The organism is Flagellimonas sp. MMG031 (genome assembly GCF_040112705.1).
In the GTDB taxonomy this organism is placed as follows: Bacteria; Bacteroidota; Bacteroidia; order Flavobacteriales; family Flavobacteriaceae; genus Flagellimonas.
Map to the genome: position 1 here is coordinate 1,111,357 of NZ_CP157804.1, position 21,541 is coordinate 1,132,897.

Below are 21,541 nucleotides of genomic sequence, written 5' to 3' on the forward strand. Positions count from 1 at the left end.
GAAGCAAATCACGAATTTTTTTCTACCGTTACCCTTATGGACTTGCTAATCGGTGTCTGACTTTTGTCCGCAAAATGGTTGTGGGGCACCAACATATTGGTCTCAGGGAAATAGGCGGCCATGTTCCCTTTGGGAATGTTATAGGTCACTACCAAGAATTTCTCGGCGGTGCGCTGGATACCATCATAATGGCTATGCAGATTTAACACATCCAATTGTGTCAATCCCTTTTCGGCCATATCTTCCTCATTCATAAAAACCACCCGGCGTTCGTTGTGGATGCCACGGTATCGGTCGTTCAACCCATAAATCGTGGTATTGAATTGGTCATGGGAACGAATGGTCATCAATAATAACTCATTTGCTTGCAATTCGTGGTCTGACAAGGGGGTAATGGACAATTGTGCCATGCCATTGGGAAGCATCCTAAAGTCCCGTTTACGGACATTGTTGGGCAAATAGTAGCCGAAACCCTTAGATCGTTCGCTGGTGTTATCAAATCCTTTTACGGTTTTATCAATCAATTTTCGGATAAGGTTGTAATCCTGACCTAATTCATACCAGTTCATGGAGTGATTGCCCCTAAAATAGGTGTGTGCCAAGAGCGCAATAATCTCTGGCTCACTTTTGATGTGTTCCGAAGCAGGTTTTAACAGGCCCTTGCTCTGCCGTACTTTGCCAGTGCTGCTTTCCATGGTCAAAAATTGGAGCTCACCGTTTTTCTCATCTTTTTCAGAACGACCAAATGTGGGCAATACCAATGCAGTTTTGCCTGTAATTAAATGACTTCGATTCAGTTTGGTGCTGATCTGTACGGTCAACTCACAATTTTGAATAGCCTCAGCCGTGTATTTGGTATCCGAAGCCGCCATCACAAAATTACCGCCCAAACAAATAAAGACCTTTGCCTTTTTTTCGTGCATTGCCTCGATGGCCTCCACGGTATCATACCCTTTTTCGGTAGGAGGATCAAAGTTGAGGTGTTCTTGGATTTTTTTGTTCAGCCTCTTGTTCACGTAGTGCATGATGCCCACGGAGCGATCCCCTTGCACATTGCTGTGCCCTCTCACGGGACAAGTCCCTGCAAAGGGTTTGCCCACGGCTCCTTTGAGCAGTAAAATGTTCACGTATTCCTTGATGCAGTCCACCGCATTCTTGTGCTGGGTGATTCCCATGGCCCAACAGATGACGATTTTGGAGTTTTCGGCCAACAGCTCCACTACCTTGTCAATTTTGTGCATGTAAACCCCACTCCTGCGTTGAAGGGTCTCCACATCGTAGCGGTTCAAATCGTTCAACAGCTCATCATACCCATCCACGTATTCCACGATAAATTCATGGTCAAGAACATTGTGGTTTTTGGCATCCAACGCCACCAATTTTTTTAGGATCAGTTTGGCCAATGCCACATCCTCATTGATTTTGACAGGTAAGTGAATGTCGGCAATAGGTTGTCCGTTGCCCAACATGTCGGAAACGCTTTGTGGATTTTTAAAGTTGACCAATCCTGTTTCGGCCAAGGGGTTGATGCTGATGACCTTGCCGCCATTCTTTTTGCATTTTTCCAAGGCGGATAGCATTCTCGGGTGATTGGTCCCAGGATTTTGCCCTACGACCAAAATTACCTCCGCACCATAGAGGTCGTCCAATGTTACCGAGCCCTTGCCAATGCCCAAGGTCTCAGAAAGTGCCACGCCAGATGATTCATGGCACATATTGGAGCAATCGGGCATGTTGTTGGTGCCAAAAGCGCGGGCAAACATGCCATAGAGGTAGGCAGCCTCATTGCTAGACCTACCGGAGGTGTAAAAAATCGCTTCGTTCGGGTCCTTGAGTTCATGGAGTTGCTCCGAAATCAATTCGAAGGCATTTTGCCAAGAAATGGCCTCGTAATGGACGCTATTTGGTCTTAAGACCATCGGTTTCAACGATGCGTCCTAATTTGTTGAGGTCAAAATCGCTGAGTCGGGAAAGTTCCTCTACGGAATGTTCCGCAAAAAAATCGGCGCCTATGTGTTCCCTTGTGGCTTCATCGGCCAGAGCTTTTGCCCCATTTTCACAATATTCCGCAATTTTTGAAGGATTTTCGGGAACGGGCCAGGCACAGCTTGGGCAGCGAAAACCGTCCTCCTGGTTCATTTCCAACAAACTGCGCATGGAACGCACTATCCCCATTTCCTTAAATCCGTGGCGTAGGGCTTCCTTTACGCCCAGAAGTCCAGCTGAGGTCTCCATGGGTTCTTTGAGGCGGAGCCCAGTAAATTTAATGTCCCCGGTAAGGGAAATGTTGCGTTTTGTTTCGTTCTCCATTATGGTCAGTGTTGCAATTTTGGATTGGGATAATTGTCCGACTGGTCTTCCGCCCGATTCTCAAGACAAGTAAAGTCTTTTTCCAATAGCAGATGTAATTTTTTCCCGTTCGGAAGCTCCATTTCGTGTTCAAAACCTACGGTATTGTCGTGAAACCAATTTTTTCCATCAGTTTCTGGAACCATCAACAGTATGGTGTGATTAGTATAGGATGCCTGTAGTTGATTTGCTTCTGGCATCAGCTTGACCTGATACCGGAAAACGTTTTCTCCCAATTCAGTGTTTTCCATGATGGAACCTGTTTCGGATAGTTGTTTTACCTCACTTTGGGTCAATCTAAATCGTATGGAATTCCCTTTGATCCTAATTTTCATGTGCACATTCAATTCGTCTTGGTAAGTTACGGCATTCCGTTCACTTCTTCGAATCAAATAGCTTTTTGCTCATTCTCATATCGGCATATCTAGGGTCCTGTACGTAGTTTTCTTTTTTCATTTTGATGACCTCAATGCTCAGGAACCCAAATTCTTCCACGACTTTACCATAAAATCGGTAAATGCCCTTGCCCCTAAAATAGTATTTGGCGGCAACGGGCGGAAAGAGTACCGTATCGAAGACTTCGCCGTGCTGGTCTACCAAAGTGGCAAAGTGCATGCGCTTGCCGTGATGGGTGGAGGTGTTTTTTACCGTGACCAAATACCCATAAATATCGATGTACTTGTTGAGGTACCGTTCCAAATCTTTTTGTCCGTTACTATTTTTTGGCGGTTCTTCCAACAGTTCAAAAGGACTACAAAGACAGAAGCCCAAGAGTTCCCATTGCTCAAAGGCGGTCTCCAATGTTGTGGTGTTGAGCTGGGGCATCTGAAATTTTTGATGTCTTGGCGGAAAAAGCTTTGGGTGTTCCAGTCGGTCGTTCTTGGAGAGCATCAAGTGGGCTTTCCAGAGCAGTTCGTGCTTGTTGATTCCCGTAAACCGAAACGCATCGATACGGATGAGGATGGAAAGTTGTTCCATTCGGATGAACACGCGGTCCAAAAAATCTTCCAAACAGGAAAAACTCCCGTGGAGCATTCGTTCTTTTAGGATGCGTTCCATGACCCTGCTCTCCAGGTCACGGAGGTACATCATTCCCAAATAAATGTGCTTGCCGTAAATACGGTTGACAATCATGCTTTTGTTCACACAGGGCGGATGAATGGTCGCACCCATCATACGGGCATCGTGCACATAGAATTCCGAACGGTAGAACCCGCCGCCATTATTGAGTACGGCCACCATATATTCCAAGGGAAAATAGGCTCTCAAAAATAAACTTTGATAGCTCTCCACGGCATAGGAGGCAGAGTGTCCCTTGGCAAAAGCATAGCCTGCAAAGCTGGCCACTTGGTTCCAGATTTCAGAGATGAGGGATTCCGCGTACCCTTTCTTCCTACAATTGGAAATAAACTTGTCCTGTACTTTTTGGAACTCCTCCCGCGAACGGAATTTTCCGCTCATGCCCCTTCGGAGTACATCGGCCTCACCAAGGTCCAGACCGGCAAAATGATGGGCCACTTTGATCACATCTTCTTGGTAGACCATCACCCCGTAGGTGTCGGGCATAATCTCCAACATCACGGGATGAGCCTTTTCCTCGGTTCGGCCCTTATTGCGATGGCGCAGAATATATTCCCGCATCATACCGCTTTTGGCCACACCGGGACGGATGATGGAACTGGCGGCCACCAAACCCAGATAGTTATCAACTTGAAGTTTTTTGAGCAGCATGCGCATGGCCGGCGATTCCACATAAAAACAGCCCATGCATTGTGCGGTCTTGATCAAGTTGTTGATCACAGGGTCTTTTTTAAACCCTTTGATGTCATGGATGTCGATATCGCCATATTTTTCGGGTTGGTTGTAGGCAACGATTTCCAGTGCCTCTTTGATTTTGCCCAAACCACGCTGCCCCAGAATATCAAACTTGTAAAGGCCAACATCTTCGGCGATGACCATATCATATTGGGTAGTGGGAAATCCTTTTGGCGGTAAATGGGTAGCCGAAAACCAATGCAAAGGTTTGTCGCTGATCAAAATACCTCCGGCGTGAATGCTCAAATAATTGGGTTTGCCCTTGAGCAAGTTGCCATATTTCAGTACGAGTTTGGATACATGGTCCAGTTGGTCAAGGCTATATCTTCCTGCCAGCAAAAAATCAATGTCCTGTGGCGGGAGCCCGAACACTTTGCCCAATTCGCGGATAACGCCCCGCTCCTTAAAAGTGACATAGGTGCCGAGCAGGGCCACGTGTTCAAAACGTTCGAAGATGTATTCGGTCATGGCAGGGCGATCTTTCCACGAAAAATCAATGTCAAAATCGGGCGGATTGGCCCGGTAAAGGTTGATGAACCGCTCAAAATACAGGTCGAGCTCCATAGGGTCCACGTCGGTGATGCGGAGCAAGTAAGCAACGATGCTGTTGGCGCCACTGCCTCGGCCTACATAAAAGAAACCTCTTCGTCTTGCTTCGGAAACAATATCCCAATTGATCAAAAAGTAGGAAACGAAACCCATTTTTTTGATGAGTTCCAATTCCTTGTTCAATCGGTTTTTGATGGAATCGTTCACTTCTTCATACCGATAGGGGAGTCCTTCGGCACAGAGTTGGTCCAAGAGTTGTTCATCTTCTTCCACACTTCCCAAATACGTTTTCAGGTTTTGGGGTTTTCTATTCTTGGAAAAATCAAAATGGATACTGCACTTGTTGAGCAGTTTTTCCGTGTTTTCCAGAATAAAGGGGAACTCCGAAAATGCCGCAGCCAGATTCTGGATAGGATACATTTTTTCTTCCTCGCTGGCCTCCTCTTCCTTTGGAAGTTTGCTCAGCAATACGTTGTTGTCGATGGCCCTGAGCAATCGGTGGGCGTTAAAATCCTGTTTGTTCCGGAAGGTAACAGGCTGCTGTACCACCAATTTATGGGTGAGCGATGCCAATTTGGAAAAGGGAAGCCTACGCAAGTCCTTGATGGAGATTCCCACAAACTCATGCTCCTGAAAATTATCTAGTTCGTTGAGCAGTACCTGTTCAAACGGATATACCACAAACGCATTCTTAAAAGCTGGTGCCCGATGGGGAATCTTCAATCCATGGTGAAGGTGTTGGGACAAAAAATCGTTCAGTTCCAGATACCCTTCGTTGTTTTGTGCAATCCCGATAAAGCAGGGGAGCACTCCGTTCCTAAAATCGATGCCCAAAATGGGTTTGATGCCAAATTCCGGTGCTTTCCGAGCAAAATTCAATCCCGCTGAGGTATTGTTGATGTCCGTAAGCACCAGTTGGGTCACATGGTTTTGTTCGGCCAATTGCAATAGCTCCACCTCCGAGAAAGTCCCGAACCGTAAACTGTAATATGTGTGGCAGTTTAAATACAATTGTCAGTTATCAATTATCAATGTCCAATTATCAGGTTTGGCTGTCGTATCGAGCGTAGTCGAGATGCGATACCGACTTGTAAAAACCTCTAGATTTAAACTTAGCTTGCATCCAGAGAGCCGTCTTGTATCTTGTGTCTGACAGCGTAGCGGTCTCAAGTCTGATTACTGTTTTCGATGCGCCAAGACCACGGGCGGCTCCCCGTTAAATGGGTTGCGCATGCTTCCAATGGTCTTTGCATCCATGGCGGAGGCGCGGACCACGCTCCGGCATCCAAATCGGTTCCGTACATGATCCATGGCCTTGTATAGGTTCAAGGTTTCTTCGGTGTCCTCAAAAAGGTTGATTTGGTAATTGCCCGAGACCAAGTGACTGAATCGAATTCCGATGAGGCGGACCAGCATCCGTTTGTTGTACAGCGAATCAAACAGCTCCAATATTTTTGGGATGAGCACATGGTCTGCACTCGTGTATGGAATCCGCGATTGTTTGGAATAGGTATTGAAATCGGAATACCGGATTTTTACAGCGACACAGGCCGTTAACTTATCGCCCCGCCGTAGTTGGTAGGCCAAGTTTTCGGTCATGGCAATCAAAATACCCCTTAGTTTGATGACATCGATGGTGTCCCGGTCAAAAGTCCGTTCGTTGGAAATGGATTTTCTATCGTGGAATGGGATTACGGGGGTGTTGTCTATCCCATTGGCCCGTTTCCAGATGAGTCTACCGTTGGCACCCAATACCCGTTGCATAATGTCCATGGGCATATCTTGAATGGTCTTTACCTGCCGTATGCCCAAGTTTCGAAGGGTTTGATAGGTTTTATCGCCCACCATGGGTATTTTTTTGATGGAAAGTGGGGCCAAAAAAGGCTTTTCCAGACCAAAATCGATTTTGAGCTGATTGTTGGGTTTGGCTTCGTTGGTGGCCACTTTGGAAACCACTTTGTTCACCGATAACCCAAACGAAATGGGCAGTCCCGTTTCCCTAATGATTTTCTGGCGCATTTCCGTGGCATATTTGTAGCAACCAAAAAAACGGTCCATGCCCGAGAGGTCGGCGTAAAACTCGTCAATGCTCGACTTTTCGAAAATGGGTACATGTTCTTTGATAATATCTGTGACCACATCCGAATATTTGCTGTAAGTGCCAGCGTTTCCACGAATGACCACGGCTTCGGGACAAAGCTCCTTGGCCATTTTCATGGGCATGCCAGAATGCACACCAAACCCACGGGTCTCGTAACTGCAGGCCGCCACCACGCCACGGTCGCTGGTGCCGCCCACCAATAAGGGCTTATTTTTAAGCTCTGTATTGATGATGCGCTCCACGGACACATAAAAAGTATCCAAGTCAAGATGCAAAATCGTCTTTTCCATTGTTCAGTTGAAGGAAAGCTAAATTATGGAAATATTCCTATAAAATGGAAATAATCCAAAAAATAAATATCAACAACCCGTGCTGTTATTTTTTCCGAAAAATCATCCTATCTTTGTATCGTTGTGTTGGATTCCAGTCGCGATGATTGGAATCAGGTTGAAGCATCCAATCGATGCTCGCCAATGAAAGGCTTTCCTTTTGGAAGGCTTTTTTTGTTCGTGAGACCCAGTTTTGGACTTGTTCAAAATGCTAGGTCGAACAAATTCCGCTAAAAAGCGGAATCCTTTCCTAATGAATTGGGTGATAATGTCACTTTGAGCGCAGTCGAGAAGTCTCTTTGCCAAAGGTCTCGACTGCGCTCGACCTGACAAATAACAAAGCATTTTTGGTAATTCGTGCAATTCGTGTCGAGTCACTTAACCAAGCAAAAGATTCTTCGCTTGGCTCAGAGTGACCATTAGATTTCTCAATCGTCGCTATGCTCCTCATTTCGAAATGACAGGTTAATTCTCTTTTGATGATGGTGTCATTCGAATCAACTGAAGTAAAATACACGTCATGCTGAACTTGTTTCAGCATCTCATTCCAATTTGCTTGAGATTCATCACAAAACCTATCTTGAGCGCAGTCGAGAAGTCTCTAACTAGATATTTGGTCTCATATCTCGACTCCGCTCGATATGACCGATTGACCTGAAACAAAGCATATCAACCTCCAGAAATACTGTGCATCACATGATGCACCAGCGAAGCAGCCAGTTTGGCGGTTTGTCCATCAATATCGTACTTCGGGTTCATCTCCGCGATATCCATACTGATCAATTTTCCAGAGCCTATAATCGTTTTTAGGCATTCCAGAACCATATACGGGCTAAAGCCCATGGGGGAAGGGGCACTAACCCCGGGTGCGTAGGCAGAAGAGAACCCATCCAAATCGATGGTCACATAAATATGGTCCACATTTTTGGCAAAAGCATTGATCCAAGTGGTAATTTCTTCCAGTAGGGGAATTTGGAAGGTATCGTTCATCACGTAAATCACATCAAGGTCCCTAGCGGTTTGAAATAGATTTCGGTCGTTGGCATCTCTTCGGATACCCAAACAGAGATAGTTGAAATCGATACCTTCTTTTTGACAATCCTTGGCTATTTGATAAAATGGGGTGCCCGAGTTGTTCTGCTCCGTGTTTTTCCGCAAATCAAAATGTGCATCAAAATTGATGATGCCAATGGTTTGGCCTTCTTTTTTGGCGTCCAGATACTTTTTGATGCCGTTGTAGTGGCCGTAGGCCATATCATGTCCGCCACCCAGAATGATAGGAAATTGCTTCTTCTCCAAAAGAACAGATACGGCTTCGGCGAGTTTTTCTTGTGCTGACTCCATATCATCTCCTTCACAAACCACGGAACCTACATCGTGGAACCGTACATTGCTTCCGAGATGGTTGGGCATTTTGGACAAACTGCTTTTGATGACATCGGGCCCCTCAACAGCTCCGACACGACCTTGGTTTCGGCGTACGCCCTCGTCGCAGGCATAACCCAATAGGGAAATGGATTTTTTCTGGGCCTCTGGAAGCTCTTCCAAAGGGGTGCAATGCACTTTTTCGTGCAAATACAGCCACTTATTGGAGATTCTTCCGGTCCAAAGGTCTTTTTTCGGGGGAGTGTAGTGTTTCATCACATTAAAAAAGGTCGTCCAACATATCGGTTTCTACAAGATAGGGCAAAGTTACCCTTAAATCTGGGGTGCGTTCCATTTCTCGTTCAATGGCAAAGCGGGCTTCTTTGTTCCGTGCCCAGCTTCTTCGGGAAATCCCATTGTTCACATCAAAAAACAGCATTTTCTTTAATCGGTTTGATGCCTCTTTGGAACCATCCAGCACCATGCCAAATCCACCATTGATCACTTCGCCCCAGCCAACGCCGCCACCATTATGGATGGACACCCAAGTGGCTCCCCTAAAGCTGTCGCCAATCACATTCTGAATGGCCATATCGGCGGTAAATTTGCTGCCATCGTAAATGTTGCTGGTTTCTCGAAAGGGCGAATCTGTTCCGCTTACATCGTGATGGTCGCGTCCCAAAACCACGGGCGCACTGATTTCTCCCTTGGCAATGGCCGTATTGAAGGCATCTGCAATCTTGCTTCGCCCCTCGGCATCGGCATAGAGGATTCGGGCTTGCGAACCTACCACCAATTTGTTCTGTTCCGCTTCCGAAATCCATTTGATGTTGTCCTGCATTTGCTGTTGGATTTCTTCGGGCGCTTCGGATTTTATCTTTTTCATCACTTCAAGGGCAATGGCATCCGTTTTTTGAAGGTCTTCCGGATTGCCCGAAGTGCATACCCATCGGAAGGGTCCAAATCCGTAATCAAAACACATGGGCCCCAAAATATCCTGAACGTAAGATGGATATCTGAAATCAATGCTGTTTTTGGCCATTACATCGCCGCCTGCCCGGGAAACTTCCAATAAAAAGGCATTGCCGTAATCAAAGAAGTAGGTGCCTTTGGCCGTATGTTTGTTGATGGCATTGATTTGTCTCCGCAACGATTCCTGTGCTTTCTCTTTGAACGCTTTCGGGTTTTCCACCATTAAGGCGTTGGATGCTTCAAAAGAGAGTCCTGCCGGGTAGTAACCGCCTGCCCAAGGATTGTGCAAGGAGGTTTGGTCGGAACCCAGATGAACAAAAATATTTTCCTCATCAAACCGTTCCCAAACATCCACCACATTACCGATGTAAGCCAAGGAAACCACTTCTTTATTTTCCACGGCCTCTTTGGTGCGAACGACCAACAGGTCCAAATCGACCAATAATTCATCTACCCAACCTTGTTCGTGTCGTTTTTTGGCAGCTTCGGGGTTGACTTCGGCACAGATGGTGATGCCCCCGGCAATATTTCCTGCTTTGGGTTGTGCACCGCTCATTCCTCCAAGTCCAGCGGTCAAAAAAATCTTGCCTTCGGGAGATTCATTTTTCTGCAATACTTTTCGGAAAGCGTTCATAACGGTGATAGCCGTTCCATGAACAATGCCTTGTGGGCCAATGTACATGTAGGAACCTGCCGTCATCTGTCCGTATTGTGTCACACCAAGTGCATTGTATTTTTCCCAATCATCGGGTTGGGAGTAGTTGGGAATCATCATCCCGTTGGTGACCACGACCCTTGGCGCTTCTTTGGACGATGGAAAAAGTCCCATCGGATGCCCGGAATACATGTGCAGGGTCTGTTCCTCGGTCATTTCCGCCAAATATTTCATGGTGAGCAGGTACTGTGCCCAATTTTGAAAAACTGCTCCATTGCCCCCATAAGTGATCAATTCTTCGGGATGCTGGGCCACAGCAGGGTCCAAATTGTTTTGGATCATGAGCATGATGGCTGCCGCCTGATGTGTTTTTGCAGGATATTCCGAAATGGGCCGGGCATACATTTTATAATCGGGCTTAAACCGGTGCATGTAAATCCGACCGTAGGTTTTGAGTTCCTCGGCAAATTCCCGTGCGAGTTCATTGTGCCAAGCTTCAGGAAAATAACGTAGCGCATTTTGTACGGCCAGTTTTTTCTCTTCTTTGGTGAGGATATCCTTCCGTTTTGGCACTGGGTTGCCGTTTATGGGATATGGTTTTTTTGCGGGAAGCTGCTCGGGTATGCCTTGTAATATCTGTTGCTGAAATTCAGTCATGATTCAATTTTTAGTGGATGGGCGTTCCTTTTTTCCAAACTTCACTAGGCTTTAATTGCCCTTGGTGATAGGTGATTTCTTGATAATTAGCCGTCGGGAAGATTACAAAGTCAGCTACTGCTCCGGCCTCCAGTTTGCCCCGGTCTGTCAAACGCAAAGCTGCCGCTGCCCTCGAAGTGATACCTGCCAAAACTTCGGTGTTCGAGAGTTTTTCAAAGGTGCCCAAAATACTGGCTTGGGTCAACAGGTCGCCCATAGGTGCGGACCCTGGATTGTGGTCACTGGCAATGGACAAAGCACCTCCTGCATCCAAAATTTTGCGAGCAGGAGTATAGGCACATCCCAAACCGAGGGATGCTCCGGGCAAGGCCGTGGCTATGGTATTGCTTTTGGCCAATAATTGAATCTCTTTTTCGGTGCTGACCTCCAAATGGTCGGCGCTTACAGCATCAAAATCCACAGCAACTTGACTACCTCCTGTGGTAAATTGGTCGGCGTGCACGGTGATGTCGAATCCCATTTCTTTCGCCTTTTGGAAATAAGGTCTGATTTCTTCAGGGGAAAAAGCACTTTCCTCCACAAAGGCATCCACCCGGCGAGCCAAGTTTTCTGCTTTGATCATCGGGAACAATTCATGAATGATAACGTCCAAATACTCCTTCTCCTGATGCCAATCTTTGGGTTTCATGTGTGCAGCCAAACAGGTCGGTATCAAAGAGGCGTTAGTGGTTGCATTGGCCTGTTGGATAGCGCGTAGCATTTTCAATTCTTCATCCACGGAAAGGCCGTATCCGCTTTTTACTTCGATGGTGGTAACACCGTTTTTGAGATGCTTTGCGCTTCTGGCAAGAATCCCTTCTACCAATTCTTGTTGTGATGCCTTTCGGGTCTGGGTCACTGTATCCCAGATACCGCCACCGGCCTTGGCAATCTCCAAATAGGTCTTTCCTGCATTTCGGTAAGCATAATCTCGGGCACGGGTTCCGCCAAAACAAATATGGGTGTGCGAGTCTACAAAGCCGGGCAAACAAATATGTTCTCCTTCAATATGGTGGATGTCGACATCATCGGATTTCAACTCCTCAAAAACACCGACTTTGCGTATTTTTCCTTCGGAAACCAAAATACCCCCACGTTCAATGATGGGCAGTTGCTCATCTTTGAGCGCTCCTTTTAAGGGAAGTCCTGTCATGGGAAGTAATTGGGCAAAGGGGCCTATCAATAGTGGTCTGTTCATGCTAGTATGTTTCAAATTCATCAAGGTGTGGCGTATTCCACTTCAGTTGTTTTTCATCCATCACACGGTCTACCAAATCAATGATTTCACCGTTTTGGATGATTTCGATTCCTTTTTCGATGTCATCGGCAAAGACACGGTCGTTTTCGGCAAAAGCAACCGTGGTTCTCAGGAAGGTATGTATTTCATCCAACAGAATGCCCGATTTTAAAGGTTTTCTGTACTCAAAGGCCTGTGCTGCCGTCAACAATTCAATAGCGAGGATTTTCTCTACATTCCCAATAATGTTGAGCGCTTTTCTACCGCTGATGGAACCCATACTCACATGATCTTCCTGTCCCAAGGAGGTTGGGATACTGTCCGCGCTGGCAGGGAAACACAAACTTTTGTTCTCGCTGGCCAAAGCAGCCGAGGTGTACTGCAAGATCATATAGCCCGAATTGATGCCCGTATCCTTCATCAATAATTTGGGGACTCCGGGGCTATTGCCTTCCAGGGCCAAGTAGATGCGTCGGTCGGAGATGTTTCCGATTTCCGAAGCGGCCAAAGCTGCATAATCCAAGGCCATGGCCAAGGGCTGTCCGTGAAAATTACCTCCGCTGATGGTCAATTCATCATTGATAATGACAGGATTGTCGGTGACCGAGTTGAGCTCGATTTCCAATAGCTCTTTCAGGTGAAGCCAAGCATTTCGCGAAGCGCCATGTACTTGCGGCATACAACGAAGGGAGTAGGGGTCTTGCACCCGTTCGCAATCGATATGGTCTTCCAAGATCTCGGAACCTTGGAGCAGGGTGCGGATTCTACCCGCTACGTGCTGATTGCCTTTGAAGGGCCGTAGTTCATGCAATTCTTCAAAAAAAGGCTTCATGGAACCTTGCAGTCCTTCGAGCATCATGGCACCGACAATATCGGCTTGACGCAGACAGCGTTGCAATTTATGAAGGACCAACACCCCGTGGGCTGCGATAAATTGGGTGCCGTTGATCAAGGCGAGACCTTCTTTTGGACCCAATTCCAAGGGTTGCAACCCTGTTTGTTGAAATAATTCTTGTGTTGGGATGGTTTCACCTTGGTATTCCACCTTACCCAAACCAATTAATGGTAAAAACAAATGGGATAGGGGCGCTAAATCGCCAGAAGCCCCAACCGAACCTTGGGATGGCACCACGGGAATGGCATCGTTTTCCAAATGCCAAAGCATGCGTTGCAGGGTGGTTTCGGCGATGCCTGAATAGCCCTTGGCCAAGGCATGGATTTTTAGAATCAACATGATTTTGGCCAATTCCGTGGAAATGGGTTCCCCGACGCCTACGCTGTGACTTTTCAGTATATTGGACTGAAGGATTTTGGTGTCCGCTTTGGAAATTTTGGTGTTGCACAAAGGACCAAAACCTGTATTGATGCCATACACGGTATCGCCTTTTTCCACGATACGTTGCACCCGTTGGTAACTTGCATTCACATTTTTCAGGCATTTATCTGAAAAAATGCCCTTAATGGTTCCTTTGGCCAAACCCAACGCTATGCTTGCGGTTAAATGGTCTTCGCCAAAGTGAAATGTTCGGTCTGTCGCCATATTTTTAGATTAGATTACTAACTGATTGTCCGCGATACTCCCATGAATTAAAGGATGTCAGGTCGAATGCAGTCGAGACCTTTTTTAGGAATCTAAGTTCAATAACTTCTCGACTGCGCTCGAAGTGATATTGAGGCATGATTAATCGCGGTTATTCAAAAGTATCAATTAGGTTTAATAATTGCCAATACTTATTTTTGTAATAATCAATAAGTATGAATTATCAAATAGAGCTTCGACATTTCATCTATTTTTTGGCCGTGGCCGAAGAGCTTCACTATCGGAAAGCTGCCGAAAAGCTATTTATTTCTCAGCCTGGTTTGAGTACCCAAATCAAACAGATGGAGGAAATATTGGACACTCAGCTGTTTGTGAGGGACAAGAAGAAAGTCAGTCTGACCCCAGCAGGTGAGTTTTTGAAAAAGGAGGTGGAATTCATCCTGAATCATCTGGAACAGACCAAAAAGCAAGTCAAACTCATTGGAGAGGGACAGTTAGGGGAAGTGCGAATCGGTTTTTTGGGTTCGGCCATGCAAAATGTTGTGCCGAATCTATTGCTACAGTTAAAGGAAAAGTTTCCCACCGTGCATACTACTTTGGAGGAGCTTTCCAATCGCTCACAGATCAATGCTATTTTGGCTGACCGTTTGGATTTGGGCTTTGTCCGATTGTCGCGCGTCCCCAGAGGACTCGAGGTTAAACCTGTTTTTGAGGATACCTTTTCCTTGGTGTTGCCGGAGAATCATCCTTTGGATGAATCCAATTTTATGGGTATCCATCAGGTGGCGGATGAGGATTTTATACTGTTTTCCCAAGATTATAGTCCCATGTACTATGATACGGTGCTCAGCATTTGCGAGGATAGCGGTTTTGTGCCCCGGGTTTCCCATAAATCGGTGCATGCTCAGACCATTTTTAAATTGGTAGAGAACAAACTGGGTATCGCCATTGTACCGACTACGCTTCAATATGGATTCCAAATGAAGGTAAAGTTTATCGAAATGGAAACTATAAAGCAAAGGGCCGTATTGAGCATGGTCTGGAAAACGGATAATCGGAACCCTGCGCTCCAAAAATGTATGGACTTGCTCAATAAATTATGATGTGAATATTTTGGGGTGTAACTTTGGATTTGTCAATTCGAGTGATTTTTGGAGTGAAGCGAAGAAAATTGTATTGAGAATTAGCATTTCAACTGCTTAGTAGTTCTCGACTGCGCTCGAACTGACGTTTTGTTTGCAATCAGCTTTTGAATACATAAAAATCAATTTTTACAAGTATGATTTTTGAATTAATTAAGGAGCGAAGAAGTATTTTTCCTCCACAATATGTAGATAAGCCCATCGCTAAAGAGACCTTGGAAAAGATTTTGGAAGCGGCCAACTGGGCACCTACCCATAAAAAAACGGAACCTTGGCGCTTTAAGGTATTGACTGGCGCAAAGAAGGATGAAATGGGGGTATTCCTTTCTGAAAAGTATCAGGAAGTGGATCCAAAACCAAAACAGACCACTATAAACAAATTAAAAGAGAACCCTGCACGTTCCGCTGCAGTGATTGCCATTTGCATGCAACGTGACCCCAAGGAAAGCCTTCCAGAATGGGAGGAAATCGCTTCAACGGCCATGGCGGTGCAGAATATGTGGTTGTGTTGCACCGAATTGGGTATTGGCAGTTATTGGTCATCGCCCGGACTCATCAAATACATGGATGAATTTTTTGACCTAAATGAAGGCGAAAAGTGTTTAGGCTTTTTCTATATGGGTTATTTTGATGGAGAAGTGATTCCTTCTGCAAGAACACCCATTGCTGATAAAGTGGAGTGGTTGGATTAACTAAACGTAAACAGGTCGCCTGCGTATTTGATGGTGATGTATACGTAAAAAACAGCGTACAGGGCAGTTACCACAAACTTCATAAAAGTACCGGACAAAAAACCTAAAAATGAACCGAAAGCCGCCTTCATGGCGGTTTTTTTATTGGCTTTGTTCAGTAATTCACCGACCAATGCACCAATAAACGGCCAAATGATAATACCCAATGGTCCAAATACGGGTACAACCAAGGCAACCAGAAGTCCTACAATCGTACCCCACATGCCCGCTTTACTGCCCCCGAATTTTTTAGTGCCCATGGCGGGTATCACATAGTCCAAAACGGTAATGGCAATGGCAATCACAAAGGTTACTCCCAGAACCCACCAGTTATCCGGAACGGCTTTGGTCAAATAGAGCAGTAGTAGGCCCACCCAGCTAATGGGAGGTCCCGGCAATACGGGCAAAAAGCTACCCAGTATCCCTACCAGCATGAGGAGAAACCCTAAAATAAGGAGAGCAATGTCCATGGTCGTGTTTTCATATTAGACAAATGTAGCCGACAATTGTTACAAACAAAATCAAAATAAAACCCTGTCCCTAATTTTTCCGTAGGTACATTTGAAATTGAATATGAAAGGTTGTGGAATCGAGAAACGCACATACGGAAAAAGGTTTGGTCCGAATAGGATGTGCCCTAATGTGCCTGTTTTATTTATTGGGACTGTTTAACGGACTGGTTCTTGAGACCCTACATGAAGTGTCCCATAGTTGGTCTGAGCAATCCCACCATCATAGTTTCAATTCAGATCACGAAGCTATCGATTATACCTCCTTGGAGGCCATGGCCGGACACTCGCACGAAGCTTTGGAGGCATTGAAGGAATTATTGCAAGACAGTCCATCCGATAAACAGGAAATGCCCGAAAATAAGAACCTAAAATTGGATAAACATTTTACCGTTGCAAGTCGTACCGAATCCAACCTACAGTGGCTCAAAGCTACAAATGTGTGTTGGGTACATCAAGATGGTACGCCTGCCTGGTATCAAACGGTAAACACGCCTCCTCCCCAGCATGATCAGCACTTAAACTAGACCACTTTATTATCAGTTTTATTTCCTATGGAAACTGGTCTAGTCCCCTATTGCCAAATTTTAATCATCACACAAATTTAATTACAACGACATGAAATATTTTATGGCGGCATTGTCCATGCTTTGCATGGGTACAATCGCTGCGCAAAACGTAGAAGGACAACTTGTGAATCAAGTTGGTTCCCCAATAGAAGATGCCGGTATTTTCAACAAAACCAGTGGGCAACATAGCCATACCGATGGGACAGGCTATTTTGTTCTCAACAACACATCGGTAAACGATACCATTTACTTTTCCAGATTAGGATATGCCACACTCACTAAAGTGATAGATAAATCAGATTTACAAAACCCATTGACCATTGTGATGGAAGAAAGTTCCATTTCATTGGACCAAGTGGTCTTGGTATCCGAGGTAGATGCGCTGAGCAGGGTGGTGGATGTGGATGTAAAGACAGATCCTGTAAAATCATCACAGGAAATCCTAAGAAAGGTGCCTGGCCTGATCATTGGACAACATGCTGGTGGCGGAAAGGCAGAGCAAATATTCCTGCGAGGTTTTGATGTGGACCACGGAACCGATGTGGCCATCAATGTGGACGGCATGCCTGTAAATATGGTATCGCACGCCCACGGACAGGGATATGCGGACCTTCATTTTGTGATTCCAGAGACCATCGAAAACGTAAATTTTGGAAAAGGGCCCTACTATGCGGAACAAGGGAACTTTAATACCGCGGGCTATGTAGACCTAAAACTCAGAAAGAGTTTGGATAAAAGTATGATATCCACAGAAGCGGGACAGTTTGGCGCGCGCAGATTTGTGGGTATGCTCAATCTCATGGATAACCAAAACAGCAATGCCTATCTGGCCTCGGAACTGTATCTGACGGACGGCCCGTTCGAATCACCGCAAAATTTTAATCGTATCAATATTTTGGGAAGGTATCGCTATGCGCTGCCAGGTGACCAAGAATTGCTGTTGACAGCTTCACATTTTTCGAGTAGATGGGATGCTTCGGGACAAATACCGCAACGTGCCGTGGACCAGGGATTGATAAGCCGATTTGGTGCTATTGACGATACCGAGGGCGGACAAACGAGCCGGACCAATTTCGTTTTGAACCACAGTAAAAATATGGGAATAGGAAAATCCTTGAACACTATGGCTTTTGTTTCCCATTACGATTTTGAACTTTACTCCAACTTCACCTTTTTCCTGGAAGATCCTGTGAACGGAGATCAGATCAGGCAATTTGAAGATAGGCTGATGGCAGGCGCCAAAACTGTTTTCCAAGATAATTCGGCCAATTTGGGTGGTATGGAATTTAAATACAATGCAGGAGTTGGTTTTAGGTATGACAATGTGGATGACAACCAATTGTCCCGAACGCTCAACCGTCAAGAACTATTGGAACGTTTGGCGTTTGGCGATATAGATGAAATGAATGGCTACGCCTTTGCGGGGGCCAGCTTCAAAACGGGAAAGTTTACGTTGGTACCAGCCCTGCGCATGGATTTTTTCCGATTCGATTACAACGACAAGACAAGCGAGCTTTACGATAGCCGAAGTGAAGAAAAGGTAGCGTTCAGCCCTAAATTCAACACGATTTATAGTCCGACAGCGAAAACCCAGTTCTTTTTAAAAACCGGTATTGGTTTTCACTCCAACGATACCCGGGTGGTGGTAGCCAATGGAGGGGAGGATATCCTACCAGCCGCTTATGGAGTCGATTTTGGAACCATTTTGAAGCCAGCTGACAAATTGGTTTTAAATGCCACCTTGTGGAGCTTGTTTCTCGATCAGGAATTTGTGTACGTAGGGGATGCCGCCATTGTAGAACCCAGTGGCAAAACCCGTCGCATGGGGATTGAGGTAGGAGCAAGGTATCAACCTATGGATTGGCTTTACCTGTACACGGATGCTAATTATACCCATGCCCGTAGTACCGAGGAAGCCGATGGCGAAGACTTTATCCCTTTGGCGCCAGATTTTACCATGGTAGGAGGGTTGACCGTGGGAGGAAATCAAGGATTTTCTGGAGGAATAAACTATCGGTACATTGACGATAGACCTGCCAATGAAGATAATAGCATTGTGGCGGAAGGCTATTTTGTGACAGATGCCAATCTAAATTACAGCGTCAACAATTGGACTTTTGGATTGATTGTGGAGAACCTGTTCGACACCGAATGGAACGAGACACAGTTCGCAACCGAAAGCCGTTTGTTCAACGAGTCCAACTCTTTTGAAGAGATTCATTTTACACCAGGAACCCCTTTTTATCTTAGAGGAAAGGTTACTGTGACCTTTTAATATTTGATAGTGTAAAAAATTGTCACCTCGAGCGCAGTCGAGAGGTTATTTAGTTGGAGATTAATATCGGTGTCGCATCTCTACTTCGCTCGATATGACCGCGCCCCCTTAAACCGCTGATAAAGGGTAAAACAAGTTCAGCGGCTTACATAACTACCCGCCAGCATACCCCGCTGGCGGATTTTTCATACATTTTATAACTAAAAAATTAGTTTAAACTAAATATTTAGTTATATTAGCGATGTCATTTCGAATTGTCAGACTGAGCGCAGTCGAAGTCAAGATGAGAAATCTGAACTATGCTCAAGGATTTAGTTCGGATCATAAGGAATATGAATTGGATTCCCGATTGCTCGGGAATGACCACTAAAACGTATCGAATGAAACAACTCACCAAGGCAGAAGAAGAAGTAATGCAGCTCCTTTGGAAAATTAAAAAGGGCAATGTGGCCGCCATTTTGGAAGAATTACCGGAACCGAGGCCTGCCTACAATACGGTATCCACCATAGTTCGGATTTTGGAAGACAAAGGTTTTGTGTCGCACGAAAAAGTGGGCAAGGGCCATGTGTACTTTCCCTTGGTTAAAAAAGAAGAGTATAGTAACCAGCGGTTGAATACGTTGATGGAGGGCTACTTTCAAGGGTCATTTTCCAGCATGGTGTCCTTTTTTATGAAAAAAAACGACATCAGTCTGAAGGAACTGGAAGCTATTATGAAGAACATTAAAGATAAAGAGCAATGATTACCTATATCCTAGAATCCTTAGCATTTCAATTGGTCTTTTTGTTGGCTTACGACCTTTTTCTAAAGAAAGAGACCTTTTTTCAATGGAACAGGGCCTATTTATTGGGTACGTTTGCCCTATCCATTATTTTGCCCTGGGTGAAGATTGATGCCCTGACCACCCCGATGCCGGACGGTTTGCAAACCACTACGGTATTTTTGACCCAATTGAACGGAGTCGTACTTGGACCGGGCGCAGAAGAAACAAGTATCCTGCAACAAATCTCATGGCCTTATTTGGTGTTGGGTCTAGGGAGTTTATTGGCGACAATCTGGTTTGCTTATAAATTGGTACAAATAAAAAGACTTCACCATAAAGGTGCAGTGGAGCATTATCGGGAATTTACCAAGGTGACCGTACCCCAAAGCACGTCTGCTTTCTCCTTTTTCAGAAACATTTTTATGGGAGAAGAGATCCAAAAGGACAAGGAGGACAACATTTTGGCCCACGAACTGGTCCACGTAAAGCAATGGCATTCTTTGGACCTGCTCTTTTTTGAATTGGCAAGAATTGTTTTCTGGTTCAATCCTTTGGTGTACATCTACCAAAACAGGGTGGCCGAGCTCCATGAATTTATTGCCGATGAAAGCGCGGTCAAACATAACAAAGCGGACCATTTTGAGATGCTGTTGTCCCAAGCCTTTCATACGCAGAACATCAGTTTTGTGAATCAATTTTTCAATAGATCATTAATCAAAAAACGAATAGTCATGTTACAAAAAAAGAAATCCAAAGCCGTTTGGCAGTTAAAGTATGTATTGTTGTTGCCGTTGGTGCTGGGGATGTTGGTGTACACTTCTTGTGAAAGTGAAAAATCGGCCCCATCAGATAATACCGCCGAAGAACCTATTGAGGAAATAGTAATAGTAGGTTACGAGGCGGGTAAAGGTCAGGAAGGGGAAGTCCCTTTTGGCGTGATCGATGAAGTTCCCGTTTTTCCGGGATGTGAAGACGCAGAAGATAAAAGAGCCTGTTTTCAGGAAAAAATACAGCGACATATCCAGAAGAATTTCAGGTATCCTGAAGCAGCAGAACAGCAAGGAATAGAAGGAAAGGTCTCAGCCATATTCAGGATTGATTTAGAGGGTAATATTGTTGACATTAACATGAAAGGTCCACACGATCTTTTGGAAAATGAAACAGGTCGTATCTTGGACAAATTGCCAAAAATGCAACCTGGTAAGCACAAGGGTAAAGCTGTAAAAGTGCCTTTTTCCATTCCAATTGTTTTTAAACTTCAAGGCGAGGAAAAGAAGTCAAATTCGGAAGAAAACAGTAGTGATTCATACCCTTTTGCTACAATAGATGAAATTCCCGTTTTTCCAGGTTGCGAAAATGCCATAGATCCAAAAGAGTGTTTCGCTGAGAAATTGGTAGAGCATATCAGAAAGAATTTCAGGTATCCAAAGGCAGCACAGGAACAGGGGATTCAAGGTAGGGTGAGTGTAGTATTTACAATCGATGTAAACGGTAATGTTTCTTCGATTAAAAAACGTGGTCCTCATGAATTGTTGGAAAATGAAGCGGTCAGGATTATAGAACGACTACCCAAAATGCAGCCCGGAAAACATGAAGGCAAAGTTATGAATGTGCCATATGCGATTCCAATTACCTTTAGGTTAAAAAACCAGCCAGAGGGTACAACAGTAAATGGTTCCAAAGATTATTTATTGGTTGACGGCATGAAGGTAAAAAAGCAAGGGAAAACCTATTTTGAGGGTGTAGTGACAGACAAGGAATCTATGGGTATTTCTGGAGTTGTAATTTCCGTTGAAGGAAAGGAGGCTGGAGTTATGTCAAATTTTAATGGTGTTTTTTCGATAGCAGTCGAAGAAGGTGATATCGTGAAATTTCAGTATGAAGGACTTCCCGACAAACATATTGAAGTATCCCAATATTGATTACTAAAATTAAATTTTAGC

At 45.1% G+C, this 21,541-nt stretch carries 16 protein-coding genes; 6 read left to right on the plus strand and 10 right to left on the minus strand.

All coding sequences use genetic code 11. The features are described from left to right. Positions 1-8: 8 nt before the first annotated feature. The 9 genes from ABNE31_RS04955 to hutH form a co-directional block, all read right to left on the minus strand. On the minus strand, positions 9-1,919 hold the full coding sequence (locus ABNE31_RS04955) for an FdhF/YdeP family oxidoreductase (protein ID WP_349352591.1): 1,911 nt from the start codon (positions 1,917-1,919) through the stop codon (positions 9-11). After that, on the minus strand, positions 1,900-2,310 hold the full coding sequence (locus ABNE31_RS04960; protein ID WP_349352592.1) for a hypothetical protein: 411 nt from the start codon (positions 2,308-2,310) through the stop codon (positions 1,900-1,902). The genes ABNE31_RS04955 and ABNE31_RS04960 overlap by 20 nt, the downstream gene beginning before the upstream one ends. A 5-nt stretch (positions 2,311-2,315) precedes the next feature. Next, positions 2,316-2,741 (minus strand): hypothetical protein, encoded by a 426-nt coding sequence (locus ABNE31_RS04965; RefSeq protein WP_349352593.1) that lies wholly within the window; start codon positions 2,739-2,741, stop codon positions 2,316-2,318. Then, positions 2,725-5,724, minus strand: a complete 3,000-nt coding sequence (dnaE, locus tag ABNE31_RS04970) for a DNA polymerase III subunit alpha (RefSeq protein WP_349352594.1) — start codon at positions 5,722-5,724, stop codon at positions 2,725-2,727. Before dnaE ends, ABNE31_RS04965 begins: the two co-directional genes overlap by 17 nt. A gap of 165 nt (positions 5,725-5,889) precedes the next feature. Continuing rightward, positions 5,890-7,104 (minus strand): DNA polymerase IV, encoded by a 1,215-nt coding sequence (gene dinB / locus ABNE31_RS04975; protein WP_349352595.1) that lies wholly within the window; start codon positions 7,102-7,104, stop codon positions 5,890-5,892. 708 nt (positions 7,105-7,812) lie between these two features. Continuing rightward, on the minus strand, positions 7,813-8,784 hold the full coding sequence (hutG, locus tag ABNE31_RS04980; protein WP_349352596.1) for a formimidoylglutamase: 972 nt from the start codon (positions 8,782-8,784) through the stop codon (positions 7,813-7,815). A 4-nt stretch (positions 8,785-8,788) separates the two neighbouring features. Continuing rightward, positions 8,789-10,792, minus strand: coding sequence for a urocanate hydratase (locus ABNE31_RS04985; protein ID WP_349352597.1), 2,004 nt, complete (start codon positions 10,790-10,792; stop codon positions 8,789-8,791). Between the two features lie 10 nt (positions 10,793-10,802). Continuing rightward, entirely contained in the window at positions 10,803-12,029 is a 1,227-nt protein-coding gene (gene hutI / locus ABNE31_RS04990; RefSeq protein ID WP_349352598.1) for an imidazolonepropionase, read from the minus strand. Position 12,030: 1 nt separating this feature from the next. Further along, positions 12,031-13,608 carry a histidine ammonia-lyase gene (gene hutH, locus ABNE31_RS04995; RefSeq protein ID WP_349352599.1) on the minus strand — a complete coding sequence of 526 codons (1,578 nt, stop codon included), beginning with the start codon at positions 13,606-13,608 and terminating at the stop codon, positions 12,031-12,033. Positions 13,609-13,823: 215 nt separating this feature from the next. On the opposite strand from hutH, the gene ABNE31_RS05000 reads away from it, so the two are divergent. Together ABNE31_RS05000 and ABNE31_RS05005 are read left to right on the plus strand one after the other, a co-directional pair. Further along, positions 13,824-14,711, plus strand: a complete 888-nt coding sequence (locus ABNE31_RS05000) for a LysR substrate-binding domain-containing protein (protein WP_349352600.1) — start codon at positions 13,824-13,826, stop codon at positions 14,709-14,711. Between the two features lie 176 nt (positions 14,712-14,887). Then, on the plus strand, positions 14,888-15,442 hold the full coding sequence (locus ABNE31_RS05005; RefSeq protein WP_349352601.1) for a nitroreductase: 555 nt from the start codon (positions 14,888-14,890) through the stop codon (positions 15,440-15,442). Here the strand turns inward: ABNE31_RS05005 and ABNE31_RS05010 are convergent. Then, positions 15,439-15,951 carry a DUF456 domain-containing protein gene (locus ABNE31_RS05010; RefSeq protein ID WP_349352602.1) on the minus strand — a complete coding sequence of 171 codons (513 nt, stop codon included), beginning with the start codon at positions 15,949-15,951 and terminating at the stop codon, positions 15,439-15,441. The two genes, ABNE31_RS05005 and ABNE31_RS05010, sit on opposite strands and share 4 nt — an antisense overlap. Before the next feature lie 113 nt (positions 15,952-16,064). Between ABNE31_RS05010 and ABNE31_RS05015 the strand changes: the two genes are divergently transcribed. From ABNE31_RS05015 to ABNE31_RS05030, 4 genes are all read left to right on the plus strand, one after another. After that, entirely contained in the window at positions 16,065-16,517 is a 453-nt protein-coding gene (locus ABNE31_RS05015) for a hypothetical protein (RefSeq protein ID WP_349352603.1), read from the plus strand. A 91-nt stretch (positions 16,518-16,608) separates the two neighbouring features. Beyond that, entirely contained in the window at positions 16,609-18,834 is a 2,226-nt protein-coding gene (locus ABNE31_RS05020) for a TonB-dependent receptor plug domain-containing protein (protein WP_349352604.1), read from the plus strand. Positions 18,835-19,214: 380 nt separating this feature from the next. Further along, entirely contained in the window at positions 19,215-19,577 is a 363-nt protein-coding gene (locus tag ABNE31_RS05025) for a BlaI/MecI/CopY family transcriptional regulator (RefSeq protein ID WP_179383761.1), read from the plus strand. After that, positions 19,574-21,520 carry a TonB family protein gene (locus tag ABNE31_RS05030; protein WP_349352605.1) on the plus strand — a complete coding sequence of 649 codons (1,947 nt, stop codon included), beginning with the start codon at positions 19,574-19,576 and terminating at the stop codon, positions 21,518-21,520. The genes ABNE31_RS05025 and ABNE31_RS05030 overlap by 4 nt, the downstream gene beginning before the upstream one ends. Positions 21,521-21,541: the final 21 nt, after the last annotated feature.